At 67.1% G+C, this 14,911-nt stretch carries 9 protein-coding genes and 1 tRNA gene; 3 read left to right on the forward strand and 7 right to left on the reverse strand.

Going from position 1 to position 14,911, the window contains the following annotated elements:
- Positions 1-107 precede the first annotated feature (107 nt).
- The 3 genes from NX782_RS15580 to NX782_RS15590 all read right to left on the reverse strand — a co-directional run bounded on the left by NX782_RS15580 (position 108) and on the right by NX782_RS15590 (position 5,086).
- Positions 108-2,810, reverse strand: a complete 2,703-nt coding sequence (locus tag NX782_RS15580) for a bifunctional diguanylate cyclase/phosphodiesterase (RefSeq protein ID WP_258846392.1) — start codon at positions 2,808-2,810, stop codon at positions 108-110.
- 47 nt (positions 2,811-2,857) lie between these two features.
- The gene (locus NX782_RS15585) at positions 2,858-4,906 is read right to left on the reverse strand and encodes a hybrid sensor histidine kinase/response regulator (protein ID WP_258846393.1); all 2,049 of its coding nucleotides are present in this window, start codon (positions 4,904-4,906) and stop codon (positions 2,858-2,860) included.
- A gap of 106 nt (positions 4,907-5,012) precedes the next feature.
- Positions 5,013-5,086, reverse strand: a tRNA-Gly gene (locus NX782_RS15590).
- A 223-nt stretch (positions 5,087-5,309) separates the two neighbouring features.
- Between NX782_RS15590 and epsC the strand changes: the two genes are divergently transcribed.
- Positions 5,310-6,242 carry a serine O-acetyltransferase EpsC gene (gene epsC / locus NX782_RS15595; protein WP_258846394.1) on the forward strand — a complete coding sequence of 311 codons (933 nt, stop codon included), beginning with the start codon at positions 5,310-5,312 and terminating at the stop codon, positions 6,240-6,242.
- 1 nt (position 6,243) lies between these two features.
- On the opposite strand, the gene NX782_RS15600 is transcribed toward epsC, so the two are convergent.
- From NX782_RS15600 to NX782_RS15610, 3 genes are all read right to left on the reverse strand, one after another.
- Positions 6,244-7,293, reverse strand: coding sequence for a TraB/GumN family protein (locus NX782_RS15600; protein WP_258846395.1), 1,050 nt, complete (start codon positions 7,291-7,293; stop codon positions 6,244-6,246).
- Between the two features lie 92 nt (positions 7,294-7,385).
- Positions 7,386-8,897, reverse strand: a complete 1,512-nt coding sequence (locus NX782_RS15605; protein ID WP_258846396.1) for a UdgX family uracil-DNA binding protein — start codon at positions 8,895-8,897, stop codon at positions 7,386-7,388.
- Positions 8,894-10,123, reverse strand: a complete 1,230-nt coding sequence (locus tag NX782_RS15610; protein WP_258846397.1) for a putative DNA modification/repair radical SAM protein — start codon at positions 10,121-10,123, stop codon at positions 8,894-8,896. Before NX782_RS15610 ends, NX782_RS15605 begins: the two co-directional genes overlap by 4 nt.
- A gap of 103 nt (positions 10,124-10,226) precedes the next feature.
- Between NX782_RS15610 and NX782_RS15615 the strand changes: the two genes are divergently transcribed.
- A complete protein-coding gene (locus tag NX782_RS15615; RefSeq protein WP_258846398.1) occupies positions 10,227-11,027 on the forward strand; it encodes an alpha/beta fold hydrolase in 801 nt (266 codons plus the stop codon).
- 81 nt (positions 11,028-11,108) lie between these two features.
- Complete coding sequence (adhP, locus tag NX782_RS15620; RefSeq protein ID WP_258846399.1) at positions 11,109-12,131, forward strand: alcohol dehydrogenase AdhP; 1,023 nt, start codon at positions 11,109-11,111, stop codon at positions 12,129-12,131.
- Between the two features lies 1 nt (position 12,132).
- On the opposite strand, the gene NX782_RS15625 is transcribed toward adhP, so the two are convergent.
- A complete protein-coding gene (locus NX782_RS15625) occupies positions 12,133-14,907 on the reverse strand; it encodes a M16 family metallopeptidase (RefSeq protein WP_258846400.1) in 2,775 nt (924 codons plus the stop codon).
- Between the last annotated feature and the right edge of the window lie 4 nt (positions 14,908-14,911).

Below are 14,911 nucleotides of genomic sequence, written 5' to 3' on the forward strand. Positions count from 1 at the left end.
CATTCCCGCGGAGGCGGGAATCCAGGTCTGGATTTGTATCGGCAGCTCGCGCAGAACTTGGGTTCCCGCCTTCGCGGGAACGACGTGGCAAGTGGCGGGAACGACGGCTATGCTGCCAGCTTCTCGTCAAACAGAAACCGCTGCGTCAGCAGCGCGGCCATCGCTTCGGCCGGCATCGGCCGCGCCACCAGATAGCCCTGCACCTCGTTGCAGCCCAGCGTGCGCAGCAGCGCCAGCTGTTCCGCGTTCTCGACGCCCTCGGCCACCACTTCCATGCCCAGCGCGTGCGCCATCGAGACGATCGCCTGGAAGAACACGGTGCCCTCCTTCGAGCGTCCGAGTTCGGCGGTGAAGGAGCGGTCGACCTTCAGCACGTCCATCTTCATGCGCTGCAGCTGCGACAGCGAGGAATAGCCTGTGCCGAAATCGTCGACGTGCAGCTTGACGCCGAGCGCGCGGATCGCCGCCAGCTCGGCCAGGATCTCTTCCTGGTCGCCCATCATCGCCGACTCCGTGATCTCGACCTCCAGCAGCTGCGGCGCCACGCCATGGCGGCCCAGCGCCTCGGCCAGTTCGCGGCGCACGCCGCCGCGCAGGAACTGCTTGGGCGAGACGTTGATCGAGACCGGCGCGACCCGCACCCCGGCCTGCGCCCACGCGGCCAGCTGGGCGCAGGCCTGGTCGATCACGATGGCGCCGATCGGCACGATCAGGCCGCTGGATTCGGCCAGCGGGATGAATTCGTCGGGCCGGATCATGCCCAGCTGCGGATGCTCCCAGCGCAGCAGCGCCTCCATGCTCAGCAGCTCGCCGCTGCGGGTGTCGACGCGCGGCTGGTAGTGCAGCACGAACTGGCGCTGGTCGATCGCTTCCAGCAGGCGCTGGCGCAGCCGGGCACGGGTCTTGAGCTGGTTGGACTGGGCCGGATCGAAGAAGCGGTACTGACCCTTGCCTTCGTTCTTGCCGGCGTACATGGCGATGTCCGAATGGCGGATCAGCGTGGCGGCATCCTTGCCGTCGCGCGGGAACACGCTGATGCCGACCGAGGCCCCGATCGCATGCTGCTCCTGGTCGATCTGGAAGGGTTTATTGAAAGCCTGGATGATGCGCTGCGCCACCATGCCGACCTGCTCGTCGGTGTCGAAAGGGCTGAGCAGGACGATGAATTCGTCGCCGCCGAAGCGCGCCACGCGGTCGCTCGGGCGCAGCTGCGACAGCAGGCGCGTGGCGGCCGCCTTCAACAGACGGTCGCCGACCGCATGGCCGTGCGAATCGTTGACCTGCTTGAATTCGTCGAGGTCGATGAACAGCAGGGCCACGCCCTGGCCGTGCGCCTCCGCATGCGCCAGCGCGGTCGGCACGAAGTGCAGGAACCAGTGGCGGTTCGGCAGGCCGGTCAGGCTGTCTTCGTTGGCCAGGCGCGCCAGCTGCACCTCGTGTTCCTTGCGCTCGCTGATGTCCTGCAGGGTGACGGCCAGGCCGTCGCCGACCCGCACCAGGCGCCGGTGGCCCCAGCGGATGTTCAGCTGGCCGTCGCCGCCCGCAGCGTCGGGCATGCGCCGGTCTTCCGCGTGAAAGCCGGTCGCCATCGCCTGGCGGTAGGTGGCGATCAGCTCGGCCGAAGCCAGTCCGCGCTCGAAGCGGGATACCAGGCTGCCGACCAGATGCTCGCGCGTCATCCCGTAGAAGAAGGCGCCGCGCTCGTTGCAGTCGACGATGCGGAAGTCGATGATCTGGCCTTTGCGGTCGCGCAGCGGCGCCACCATGTAGAAGCCGTCGTTGCCGCTTTCGGTGGCGGTGCGGTAGGCGCGTGCCACCTCGTCGCGCTCGCGGGCCCGCGTGGCCGCACGCAGCGACAGCATGCTGGCAACGCCGGCACTGAGCAGCAGCACCACGGTCGCGATCGAAGTATAGGTGCGGCTGTCGCGCCAATAGGCCCCGGCGCCGACCAGCGCCGCCTCGTGCGACAACGCGACCAGCGCCACCACTGGATAGGCCGTGGCGCGGCGCCAGCCCAGCACGCGCGCGCGGCCGTCGCCGAAGCCGGTCTGGCCCGGCTTCGCATCGACCAGCTGGACTCCATGCGCCACCGGCCAGCGCTCGGCGTTCGCCGGCAGCAGCGAGCTGCGCGCATCGAGGCGCACGGCGCCGCTGCTGTCCTGTTCGATCCGCAGATTGCTCTCGCTGCCGACCAGCGCCAGCAGGCTGTGCGCCCCCAGGGTCGGCGCGCTGACGAAGGAGGTGAAATAGGCGGCATCCACCGCCATCAGCAGCACGCCGTCGAATTCGTCGTCGAGGGTATCGAGGCGGCGCGTGAACAGCACCGCGCCGCGCAGCATGCCCAGTTCAGGCGGCGGCATGGCGATGCGCAGCGCGGAGGAGTTGTTGTCGCGGTGCTGGCGGAAGAAGGCCGCCGTGGACAGGTCGGCGTCCACCTTGAACCCGCTCGACGAGGCCAGCCGGCCGTCGCGCCCGATCACGCTGACGGCGATGAAGGCGCTGTCGGTGAACATGCCGTCGCGCCGCATGTCCTCGAGCAGCGCGCGCTTGTGCGTATGCTCCCAGCTGTGCTTGAGCTGCATCGTGATCTGGTCCATCTGCGCAATCGAACGCGTCACGTACTGCTCGTAGGCTTCGGCATACGCGTCGGCCTCCTTGAAGGCCTGGTCCTCGGCGCGCCGGTGCTCGGCGTTCGCGCGCAGCACGGCGGTCGTCCACAATGCGGCGCAGGCCAGCAAGGCCAGCGCCGGCCATAGCAGGGCGAGGAAGCGGTGGGTGCGCGGGGCGGTATGCGCGCTGGGTTTTGTCATGCGGCAAGTTTAGCCAGCCGCCATGACGATTTGATGACAGCGCCCGGTCAGCGCCCCTGCGCCGCCTCGGCCAGTACCGCGTTGACCTGGTCCATGTCGGCCGGCTTGACGAGGTAATGGTCGAAGCCCGCCGAAGCGGCTTCCTTCCGGTCCTGGCTCTGGCCGTAGCCGGTCAGGGCAACCAGGGTCGCGCCGGCGCTTTCGGGCTGGCTGCGCAGGCGCCGGGCCAGCTCGTAGCCGTCCATGTCGGGCAGGCCGATGTCGAGCAGCAGCACGTCCTGGCGTTCGCGCCGCGCACGCTCGAGCGCGCCCTTGCCATCGTATTCGACGCTGACGGCATGGCCCTGCACTTCGAGCAGCGCGGCCAGCATCTGGGCGGCATCGACGTTGTCGTCGACCACCATCACGCGCAGCCCGCCCGGGCCCTGGGCCTCGGCCGCCGGCGCATCGGGGTCGCGCGCATCGCCCGGCGTCGCCAGGCGCGGCAGGCAGATGCAGAATTCGCTGCCCTGCCCCAGACCGGGGCTGCTGGCGGACACGGTGCCGCCGTGCAGGGTCACCAGGCTTTTCACCAGGGCCAGGCCAATCCCGAGGCCGCCCTGCGAACGGTCCGGCGTGCGTTCGGCCTGGGTGAACAGGTCGAAGATATAGGGCAGGACGTCGGGCGCGATGCCGACGCCGTTGTCGCGCACCGCCACGTGCACGCGCTCGCCGTCGACGATGACCGACAGCGCCAGGCTGCCGCCCGGCCCGGTGTACTTGGCGGCGTTGTTGAGGATGTTCGAGATCACCTGCACCAGGCGCGTGCGGTCGCCGATCACATGGGCGCTGCGGCCCGACAGCTGCAGCGTCAGCGAATGGCGGCGCGCGTCGATCAGCGGGCGCACCTGCTCCACCGCGGCCGCCACGATCACGTTCAGGTCGAGCTCCTCCTTCTCGAGCGTGACCAGGCCGCGGGTGACGCGCGAGACGTCCAGCAGGTCGTTCACCAGGTCGGTCATGTGGGCGGCCTGGCGCGCGATGATATCGCTGGCGTTGGCCACGCTCCTGGCATCGAGCGTGCCGACCTTCAGCAGCTGGGCCGCGGTCATGATCGGCGCCAGCGGATTGCGCAGCTCGTGCGCCAGCATCGCCAGGAACTGGTCCTTCTGGCGGTTGGCGGCGCGCAGCTCGTCTTCGATCTGCTTGCGCGGCGTGACGTCGCTGCCCTCGACGAAGATGCCGGAAACGGCGCCGCTGGCATCGCGGATCGGCTGGTAAACGAAGTCGACGAAACGCTCGACCAGCGGCCCGCCCGGCTCGACCTGCACCCGTAGCGGCAAGGCATGGCCGACAAAGGGCTCGCCGGTCGTGTACACACGGTCGAGCAGTTCGAAGAAGCCCTGCCCGGCCACTTCCGGCAGCGCCTCGCGCGCCGACTTGCCGACGATCTGGCGGTGGCCGATCAGCTGCATGTAGGAGTGGTTGGTCAGCTCGAACACGTGCTCGGGTCCGCGCAGCACGGCCATGATGCCGGGCGCCTGTTCGAACAGCGCGCGGAAGCGCTCGTTCTCTTCCTCGCGGTAGCGTTCGGCCAGCACCTGGTCGGTGACCTCCACGCAGGCGCAGTGCATGCCCTGGATGACGCCATGCTCGTCGCGCACCGGCGAATACGAGAAGGTGAACCAGGTCGGCTCGTCGTAGCCGTGGCGGTTCATCACCAGCAGCAGACGGTCGGCATAGGTAGCTTCGCCGTTCAGCGCGCGGTCGATCAGCGGGCTGATATCGCTCCAGATCTCGGACCAGATGTCGTAGAAGCGCCGCCCCATCGCACGCGGATGCTTGTCGCCGAGGATCTCGCGGTAGGGATCGTTGTACAGGAAGCCCAGGTCCTTGCCCCAGGCGACGAACATCGGGAACTTCGAGTTGAGCATCAAGCCGACCACCGTGCGCAGCGCCTGCGGCCAGGTGCGCGGATGCCCGAGCGGCGACGCGCTCCAGTCCTGGGTACGCATCATCGCCCCGGCTTCGCCGCCGCCGCTCAGGAACATGAGCGAACCGGCGAGGCTGTCGGCATCGTGCGTGGGGCCTTCAGGGCGTGGAGCGTGTTGTTGCATGGTGAGGTCTGGTAGGGCAAGGCCTCAAGTTTGCCATATCTTCAAGAGGTGGGCCGCACAGGCTTGGTCTGTGCATCGGGCCGGTGGCGTCAGGGTGCCGGAAGACTGGAGCGGGTGAAGGGAATCGAACCCTCGTATGAAGCTTGGGAAGCTGCCGTTCTACCATTGAACTACACCCGCGTTGCCAACATTCTACGCGGCTTCTGGCCCCTTTGACAAATCCCGAAGTCTGCTTCGTGAGCCAGCCTAACATGGTCGAGGCAGGCGCTTGCACGCCCGGTAGACGTTTTCCGCATGAGCTTGCATTTTTATATTCGTTGGAATCCGCAAACCGGCCCGATATATTGGGGGCGCGGCGCGCATACCCGTGGCGCCGGCACCCATTTCACCCGAGGAACAACTGATGGCACACTTCGACATCGGCGCGATCGTGCGCGACCTGCATGACGCCCGCCAGCAATGGCGCCAGGCCCACCGTCCCGCCGGCGAGGTGCGCGGCATCGAATTTCCGTCGCGCGACGCGCTGGCGGAGATCGTCGCCCAGCTCAAGGGCGTGCTGTTCCCGATGCGGCTGGGGCCGCCGGGCCTGCGCCGCGAAAGCGAAGACATCCACGTCGCCCACGCCCTCGACTCGGCCTTGCACGCGCTGCTGCGCCAGGTCCAGATCGAGCTGCACTACAGCGCCGCCCTGCAGCAGCGCACCGACAGCGACACCGCCAGCCGCGCGCTCGAAATCACCCAGGCCTTCGGCGCCGCGCTGCCGGAGGTGCGGATGCAGGTCGACAGCGACGTGCTGGCCGCCTACCAGGGCGACCCGGCCGCGCGCAGCGTCGACGAAGTGCTGCTGTGCTACCCCGGCGTGCTGGCAATGATCCATTACCGCCTCGCGCACCGCCTCTACGAACTGGGCCTGCCGCTGCTGGCGCGCATCATCTCTGAACTGGCGCACGCCGCCACCGGCATCGACATCCACCCTGGCGCAAAGATCGGCACCGGCTTCTTCATCGACCACGGCACCGGCGTAGTAATCGGCGAAACCGCGGTGATCGGCCAGCGCGTGCGCCTGTACCAGGCCGTCACGCTGGGCGCCAAGCGCTTCCCGACGAATGCCGACGGCAGCCTGCAGAAAGGCCTGCCGCGCCACCCGATCCTCGAAGACGACGTCGTCATCTATGCCGGCGCCACCGTGCTGGGCCGCATCACGATCGGCAAGGGGGCCGTCATCGGCGGCAACGTCTGGCTGACCCACGACGTGCCGCCGGGCGCGCGCGTGGCCCAGGCGGCCTCGCGCGAGGAAGTGTTCGAGAGCTTCGGGTCGTCCGACGCGCCGTCATGATTTATTTGGGGTTTTCCACCGTGTAGCCTTTGGCCTGCAGCGCGGCCAGGTAGCTCTTCGGCCCCAGGATGTCGCTCATCGTCAGCATGGCGACGGTGGACGTGTTGTTGGCCAGCGATTTCTCGACCGCCTTCAGCCAGGACGCCAGCCGCCGTTCGCGCATGTTCTGGAAGGCCGGGTGCTTCTGGGCTGCGGGGCTGTTGAACACGGCCTCGTTGCAGGCATCCTCGCGCTCGGCATATTCCAGCTTGCTGATTTCGGCAATGTTGCCATTGGCCCAGGCATTGGCGCGCAGGCGCGCCGCGTCGATGTCGTCTTCGAGGCGGTCCAGGGTCTTGGTGAAGCAGCTCATGTCTTCCATCTGCGAGTTCTTCAGATCCTTGATCAGGCGGGCCGGATCCTCCAGCTCGACCGAGTAATCCGTGTAGGTCAGTTTGACGTTGCGCTTCTTGGCGATGGACGCGATCTGCTGGCGCACCTCGATGCCGCCGCTCAAGCCGCTCTTCTTCAGCCCGGCCTGCATCAGCGTCTGGGCGGCGAAGAAGGGCCGGTAGCTTTCGACGCTGTCGTTGTCGCTGAGGTACTTGTCCTTCAGCACGCTCCAGCGGGCGTAGACATCGGCCGGGAGTACGTCGCGCAACTTGGCGCCCTCAGGGTTCTTCATCATGCCGAATACCGACGGCAGCGCGGTCAGCGCTTTCAAGCCACCCCATACGCCGACTTTGATGCCGGCCCCGGGCGCCCCCAGCACTTCCTGCGACTGGCCGATCAGGCGGTCGACGCGGGCGTCATCCCATTCCATTTTCGGCGGTAGCGGGGCGTACATGCCGACCACCCACATCACGTGGCCATCCTTGCTGACCTTCCACAGCCCGGGGCCGGGGCGCTTGCCTTCGACCAGGACCAGGGACGGGGGCGCCTGATCGGCCGGCTGCGCGTTTTCCTGCGCAGTTGCCGGCTCGGCGGGAACGGGTGGCGGATCGGTCTGCGCCAGCGCCGCGGCGCTCAGCAAACCCAGGGACAAAACACAGGCAACGCGTGCAGCAAGCATCGAGGACCCCTTGTATTGTTGTGTTGCCAAAGATTACCTAAATGGCATTGCAAGGGGAACGCGCGCAACAGGATGTTACAAGCTGTGTATGTCTAAGAATCCAAAGAGGATGCCGGCGGCTCTTCCGGCTGGCGGTTCAGCAGATCGTGCGCCAGCTTCAGGCTCTCGACCATGGTCCGGAAAGCCTCGCGCTTGGCCTCCTCGCTGGGCACCCGCAGCACGTAGGAGGGGTGGTAGGTCGTGACCACCCAGCGTCCTTCGTGGAAGACGGGATGGCCGATCGAATTCTTCAGCGTCACGTTCGCGGTACGCATCACCGACTTCAGCGCGGTCGCGCCCAGCGCCACGATGACGTCCGGCTGCACGTGGGCCAGCTCCTTCTCGAGCCAGTAGTGGCAGGCCTCGATCTCCTTCTGCGCCGGCGTCTTGTGGATGCGGCGCTTGCCCTTCGGCTCCCACTTGAAATGCTTGACGGCGTTGGTCACGTAGATGCTGTCGCGGTCGACGCCGGCCTTCTCGCACACCTGGTCCAGCAGCTTGCCGGCCGGTCCCACGAAAGGCTGGCCGGCCAGGTCTTCCTGGTCGCCCGGCTGCTCGCCGACGAACATGATGCGCGCCTTCTTCGGCCCTTCGCCGGGCACGCCCTGGGTGGCGAACTGCCACAGCTCGCAGCGCCGGCATTCGTCGAGTTTCGAGGGTTGCTGGCGTTCAGGCTGCGCGTCTTCGGGAGCGATGGGGATGGTCGTGCCCTTGCGCTGGCCGACGGCTTCGTACTGCCCCACTTTGCGGGCGCCGCGCGCCGCTTCGGAAATCATGTGCGTCACGATTTTACCTTCTGGCAAATTTTTCCAGCGATGCGAAGGAATATGCTGCTGCATCACCGACTGGTTCAAGCGCGCCGGGTTGAACACGCTGCGGTAATAGGTCAGCCATAGCGCTTCGCCGGTGTCTTCGAGGTCTTCCGAATTCTTCACCAGCGGGCCGGTGTTGTGCAGGGTCTGGCCATCCCACAGCACGCTGGCCTCGGGCGTGGCGATCATCCAGCTGACCTTGCCCATGCGCGAGACGAAGTGCTCGGCCACCTGCGGCAACACGTCGTGCTGGGGCTCGTACCAGGCGACGAAGCGCGGCGGCCCTGCCTCAAGCGGACGCTCGCGGAACCGGATGTAGGCATGCATGTCGTGCTCCTCGCGGCGCACTGCCTTTACCATCGCATGCAGGCGCGCGCCGTCTTCGTCGGCCGGCGACTGCACGTCGTGCTGGCCCTGCTGCCAGCGCCAGATCACGCGATACAGGAAGGCCCAGCGGTCCGGCACGCGGCAGCAGGCGGCACTTTGCAGCATGTCCATCAGCGAGCGCGGAATGCTGGGTGGTGCGTGGCGCGGCTTGTCCGATGCGGCAGGTGGCATCTCAACCGGATTATGCGTCTGCCCGGCAGCAGGCGGTGCAGCCGAGAACAGATCACCGCCGGCGCTGGGCGTGCTCCAGGTGACCAGCGCCGGCGGCACGTCGTGCACCAGCAGCTCGCGCGCCGCCTCGCGCCATTCGGCGAAGGTCTCGACCAGCAGCGGCTGGCCCGCGCGCTGTAGGTCGATCGCACTCATGCGGCCTGCAACTCCGGCCACAGATTCATCTGCTGCGGCGCATCGGCCATGTTCCGCCGCAGCAGGTCGGAGGACACGGCGCCTTGCGCCGGCTTGTAGTCGGCGGTGACCACGAAAGGCGCCAGCTTTTTCAGGCTGCAGCGCAGGCGCGACAGGTCTTCCCAGCGGATGCGGCGCAGCCGGCGCAGGTCGATGATGCGCTTGGCCGAACGCAGGCCGATGCCCGGCACGCGCGCGATCATGGATTCGTCGGCGCGGTTCAGATCGAGCGGGAAGTGCTCGCGGTTACTCAGCGCCCAGGCCAGCTTGGGGTCGATGTCGAGCGCCAGGTTGCCGGCCTGCGGCATCAGTTCGCCGGCCGTGAAGCCGTAGCCGCGCAGCAGGAAATCGGCCTGGTACAGGCGGTGCTCGCGCAGCAGCGGCGGCGGTGCGGACGGCACGCTCGATGGACTCTGCGGAATCGGGCTGAAGGCCGAGTAGTACACCCGCTTCAGCTTGTACGATCCATACAGGGTCTGGGCCGTATTCAGGATGGTCTGGTCGTCACTGGCGTCGGCGCCGACGATCATCTGGGTGCTTTGCCCGGCCGGCGCGAACGCGGGCGCCTTCGGGTGATCGTCCTTTTCGTCGAGCTTGGTGCGGATCGAGCCCATCGCCAGCTTGATCGTGTAGACGTTCTTTTCGGGCGCCAGGCGCGTCACGCTGTCCTGGGTCGGCAGCTCGATGTTCACGGACAGGCGGTCGGCGTACTTGCCGGCCAGCTCGATCAGGCGCGGATCGGCATCGGGAATCGTCTTGAGGTGGATGTAGCCGCGGAACTTGTGTTCTTCACGCAGGCGACGCGCGACCTCGACCAGCTGCTCCATCGTGTAGTCGCTGGACTGGATGATGCCCGAGCTGAGGAACAGCCCGTCGATGTAATTGCGGAGGTAAAAATCCTGCGTCAGCTTGACCACTTCGTCGACCGAGAAGCGGGCCCGCGGCACGTTCGAGCTGCGGCGGTTGACGCAGTACTGGCAGTCATAAACGCAGAAATTGGTCAGCAGGATTTTCAGCAGCGATACGCAGCGCCCGTCCGGCGTGTAGCTGTGGCAGATGCCCATGCCATTGGTGGCGCCCAGGCCATCCTTGTCGACCGAATCCCGCTTGGGCGCCCCGCTGCTGGCGCAGGAGGCGTCGTATTTGGCGGCATCGGCCAGGATCTCGAGCTTGTCTTTGAGTTCCATTATGCAGTAAATACTGTATGGATGCACAGTATACCGTAGTTCCGATCGTTTCGGCGGTGCGGCGACACACTTTGCAACTTCCTTACGCTATGATGTTGCAATTATGTCCGTTCAATACCGCAACAACGTTCACATCGCCGGCACGGGTCACGCAACGATGGTATTCGCCCATGGCCTCGGCTGCGACCAGAGCATGTGGCGCCTGCTGGCCCCAGCCTACCAGGACCATTTCCGCACCATCCTGTACGACCTGACCGGCAGCGGCGGCTCCGACCGCAGCGCCTACGACCGCACCCGGCACGGCAGCCTGCACGGCCATGCCGACGATCTGCTGGAAATCCTGGAAGCCTGCTCGGCCGGGCCGGTGGTCTTCGTCGGCCATTCGGTCAGCGCCACGATCGGCCTGCTGGCGGCGAACAAGGCGCCGCAGCGCTTCGCCGCGCAAGTGATGGTGGGGCCCTCGCCCTGCTACCTGAACGACGGCGATTACGTGGGCGGGTTCAACCGCGCCGACATGGAAACGATGCTGTCGTCGATGGACGACGACTTCCCGAGCTGGTCGCGGCGCATGGCGCCGATGCTGATGGGCGCGTCACACCCCGAGCTGGGCCAGGAACTGGTGGCCAGCTTCATGCGCAACGACCAGGGCACTGCGCGCCATTTCGCGCGCGTGACCTTCCTGTCCGACCACCGCGCCGACCTGGCGCGCTCGCAGGTGCCAGCCCTGCTCCTGCAATGCAGCGAGGACCCGGTGGTCCCGCCCGCCGTCGGCGACTACATGCTGCGCCGAATGCCGAACAGCAGCCTGCGTACGGTCGACGAAAACGGCCACTGCCCGCACATCAGCGCCGCGACCGCCAGCGTGCGGGCGATCGACGCTTTTCTAGATCGGACGCTGGGCTGATTTTGACCTGCATCAAAGCGCCGATTTGATCTGGCGCGAGAAGATGGACTCTGAATAGAAAGCCATTTCAGGGAGATCATCTTGAGCGCGACCATGAAAGCAGCCGTCGTACGCGAATTCGGCAAACCGCTGAGCATCGAACAGCTTCCGATTCCCGACCTTCCTCCCGGCCAGGTTCTGGTGAAGATTGTCGCCACCGGGGTCTGCCATACCGACCTGCATGCGGCCAATGGCGACTGGCCAGTCAAACCCCAACTGCCCTTCATCCCCGGCCACGAGGGTGTGGGCTATGTTGCCAAGGTGGGCGCGGGCGTAACCATGCTCAAGGAAGGCGACCGCGTCGGGGTGCCCTGGCTGCACACCGCCTGCGGCCACTGCGAACACTGCATCACCGGCTGGGAGACCCTGTGCGGCGCCCAGCAGATGACCGGCTACACGGTCAACGGCAGCTTCGCCGAATACGTGCTGGCCGATCCCGCCTATGTCGGACGCCTGCCCGACCAGCTCGAATTCGCCGCCGCCGCGCCCGTGCTGTGCGCCGGCGTCACCGTCTACAAGGGCCTGAAGGTGCTCGACTGCAAACCCGGCGACTGGGTCGCCATCTCCGGCATCGGCGGCCTGGGCCACATGGCGGTACAGTACGCGAAGGCGATGGGTTTTCACGTCATTGCCGTCGACGTCGCCGACCAGAAACTGGCGCTGGCGGCCTCGCTGGGCGCCGACATGACCATCAATGCCGCCAAAGAAGACCCGGCGAAGGCTGTGCAAGCGGCGGTCCAGGGTGCCCACGGCGTGCTGGTCACGGCGGTTTCGCGTCCGGCCTTCGCGCAGGCGGTGGACATGCTGCACAAGCGCGGCACCATGTCCCTGGTCGGCCTGCCGCCGGGCAGCTTCGAGCTGCCGATCTTCGACGTGGTCCTGAACGCCAAGACGGTCAGGGGCTCGATCGTCGGCACCCGCAAGGACCTGGAGGAAGCGCTGATGTTCGCCGGCGAGGGCAAGGTCCACGCGCACTACTCGACCGACCGCCTGGAAAACATCAACGCCATCTTCGCAAAAATGCAGGAAGGCGGGATCGACGGTCGGATCGTCCTGGCGATGTGACTCAGCGCACCGGCTTGCCGTCCGCGTCCAGCACCGTCACCTCGCCCCAGCCCAGCTTGCGGATGCCCGGCTCCACCTTGCGCAGGTCGCCGATCACCAGCCACACGACCTCGTCCGGGCGCACGTAGCGGCTGGCGGCGCTGGCCAGTTGCTTGTCGCCGAGGGCGCGCATGCTGCCGGCGTAAAGGCTCCAGTAGTCGTCCGGCAGGCCCAGGTTGATGCTGGTGATGGCCGCGCCTTCCAGCGCGTCCAGCGTGGCGAAGCGGCCCGGCAGGCGCGAGGTCACGTTGCGCATCACGCTGTCGAATTCCTCGCCCACGATCGGACGCTGGCCGGCGATGTCGCGGATTTCCTTCGCCACTTCCTGCATCGCTTCGACCGTCTTGTCGGTCTGCACCGGCGCCAGCGTCATGAAGCTGCGCTGGCCGCGCACGTCGCTCAGGCGCGCGCTGGTGCCGTAGCTCCAGTGCTTGTCGAGGCGCAGGTTGCGGTTCAGGCGCGAGGTCGCCATGCCGCCGAAGTCGTGCATCACCGCCTGGATCGCCAGCTCGTCCGGCTGGCCGGACGGCAGCGACAGGTGCGCGGCAACGATGGTCGACTGCGGCGCGTCCGGCTTGTCGATCAGGTAGACCCGCTTGGGCTGAGCGTTCGGGATGCCGGCGACGGTCTTTGCCGGTGCGGCGCCGCTGGCCTGCCATTTGCCGAAGCTGGATTCCAGCGCCGGCAGCAACTTCTCGAGCGTGGTGTCGCCGGCCACGACCAGGGTCGCGCTGCCCGGACGGAACCAGGCATCGTGCCAGCGCGCGATGTCGTCGCGGGCGATGGTCTGGGTGCTGGCCTCGGTGCCGGACGCCGGCTTGCCGTAGGGGTGGCCGGGGCCGTACAGCAGGCCCGGCACGACGCGCTGGGCCAGCGAATTCGGCTGCGCCTTTTCCTGCCCGACCTGGGCCAGGCGGCGCTGCTTGGCCAGCTCGACCTGGTCCTGCGGGAAGCTCGGGTTCAGGGTGGCGTCGGCCAGCAGTGCCAGCGAAGGCACCAGCTTGGCGCTGGTCGCCTGCAGGCGCACGATCGACTGGTCCTGGGAGGTGCCGGTGCTCAGGTTGGCGCCCAGCGATTCCAGCGCATCGGACAGCTGGAAGGCGTTGCGCGTCCTGGTGCCCTTGTCGATCAGGCCCAGGCTCAGCGAGGCCAGGCCTTCCTTCCCAGCCGGGTCCGAGGCGGCGCCGGCGTCCAGCACCAGCGCGGCGTTGACGATCGGCGCGCCGTGGCGCTCCAGCAGCACGACCTTCAGGCCGTTCTTCAGCTGCGCGCGCTGCATGGCCGGGAAGCTGACGTCGGGCGCCTGGCCCAGTGCCGGCAATTGCTTGCGGTCGAGGTTCGACTTGACGCCGGCCAGCTTGGCGAACGGCTTCACGGTCATCGTGTAGTGATGGGCGCGCAGCCAGCGGTTACCGGCGGCCTTCACTTCGGCCGGCGTGGTGTTGGCCATCTGCTCCAGGCGGGTGAGATACGCGTCCGGGCTGCCGCCGTAGGTCATGCTCTCGGCCAGCACGTCGGCGCGGCCGCCGAAGCCGCCCAGGCGCTCGATGCCGCGCGAGAATTCGGCCAGCTCGCGGGTTTTTACGCGCGCCAGTTCTTCGCTTGTGGGGCCCTTCTCCAGCAGCTCGGCCACGATGCGGTCGATTTCGCGTTCCGCCTCAAGCTGGTCGGCGCCCTTCTTCAGCGTGACCGTGATGCCGAAGCTGCCGCCCAGCTCACTGTCCTGCATGCCGGCCGAGACGCTGGTGGCGATGCCCTTCTCGTACACCAGACGCTTGTCCAGGCGCGCGCTCTTCGAGCCGGCCAGCACGTCGGCCAGCAGCTGCAGGCGCGCCACGTCGGCGTCTTTCCACGCGGCCGCATGCCAGCGGCGGTACACGCGCACCTGCGGCACCTGGTCTTCCATCTCGTCGCGGATGTCGCGGTCCAGCACCGGGATCCAGGTTTCAAGACGCGGCAGCGGCGGTCCCGGCGGCAGCGCGCCGAAGTACTTGTTCACCAGTTCGAGCGCGCGCTCCGGGGTAATATCGCCGGCCAGCGACAGCACCGCGTTGTTCGGGCCGTAGTAGGTGCGGTACCACTCGCGGATGTCTTCCAGCGAAGCGGCGTTCAGGTCGTCCATGCTGCCGATCGTGGTCCACGAATACGGGTGCGAGTACGGGTACATCTTGGCCGCGAATTCATAGCGCACCTTGCCGTAGGGCTGGTTGTCGCCCTGGCGCTTCTCGTTCTGCACCACGCCGCGCTCGCGCTCGAGCATGGCCTGCGAGATGTAATTGCCGAGGAAGCCCATGCGGTCCGATTCCAGGAACAGCGTGCGTTCCAGCGCCGAGGTCGGGACGTCCTCGAAGAAGTTGGTGCGGTCGGTGTTGGTGGTGCCGTTGCGGTTGTTGGCGCCGAGGTCGTCCATCGCCTCGCGGAAGCCGTGCGGGTAGTTCTCCGAACCGTTGAAGAAGAAGTGCTCGAACAGATGCGCGAAGCCGGTCTTGCCGCGCTTCTCGTTGCGCGAACCGACGTGGTACCAGACGTTCACGCCGACCACCGGCACGCTGTGGTCCTCGTGCACCAGCAGGGTCAGGCCGTTGGGCAGCACGAATTTTTTATAGGCGATGGAATACGCCTTGCGGTCGAAGCTGGCGGCCGGCGCGGCCTTGGATGCGGTTGCGTTGGCGGCCACGGACGGCGCAGCCGCGGCTGCGGCCAGGCCGAGCGCGAGCACGATCTGCTTGAGTTTCATGGGT

The organism is Massilia norwichensis (assembly GCF_024753245.1).
Taxonomy (GTDB): domain Bacteria; phylum Pseudomonadota; class Gammaproteobacteria; order Burkholderiales; family Burkholderiaceae_D; genus Telluria; species Telluria norwichensis.

Coding starts and splice junctions, on each gene's coding strand:
- NX782_RS15625 (WP_258846400.1), bottom strand. CDS start 14,907: ATGAAACTCAAGCAGATCGTGCTCGCGCTCGGCCTGGCCGCAGCCGCG.
- epsC (WP_258846394.1), top strand. CDS start 5,310: ATGGCACACTTCGACATCGGCGCGATCGTGCGCGACCTGCATGACGCC.
- NX782_RS15585 (WP_258846393.1), bottom strand. CDS start 4,906: ATGCAACAACACGCTCCACGCCCTGAAGGCCCCACGCACGATGCCGAC.
- NX782_RS15600 (WP_258846395.1), bottom strand. CDS start 7,293: ATGCTTGCTGCACGCGTTGCCTGTGTTTTGTCCCTGGGTTTGCTGAGC.
- NX782_RS15615 (WP_258846398.1), top strand. CDS start 10,227: ATGTCCGTTCAATACCGCAACAACGTTCACATCGCCGGCACGGGTCAC.
- NX782_RS15610 (WP_258846397.1), bottom strand. CDS start 10,123: ATGGAACTCAAAGACAAGCTCGAGATCCTGGCCGATGCCGCCAAATAC.
- NX782_RS15580 (WP_258846392.1), bottom strand. CDS start 2,810: ATGACAAAACCCAGCGCGCATACCGCCCCGCGCACCCACCGCTTCCTC.
- NX782_RS15605 (WP_258846396.1), bottom strand. CDS start 8,897: ATGAGTGCGATCGACCTACAGCGCGCGGGCCAGCCGCTGCTGGTCGAG.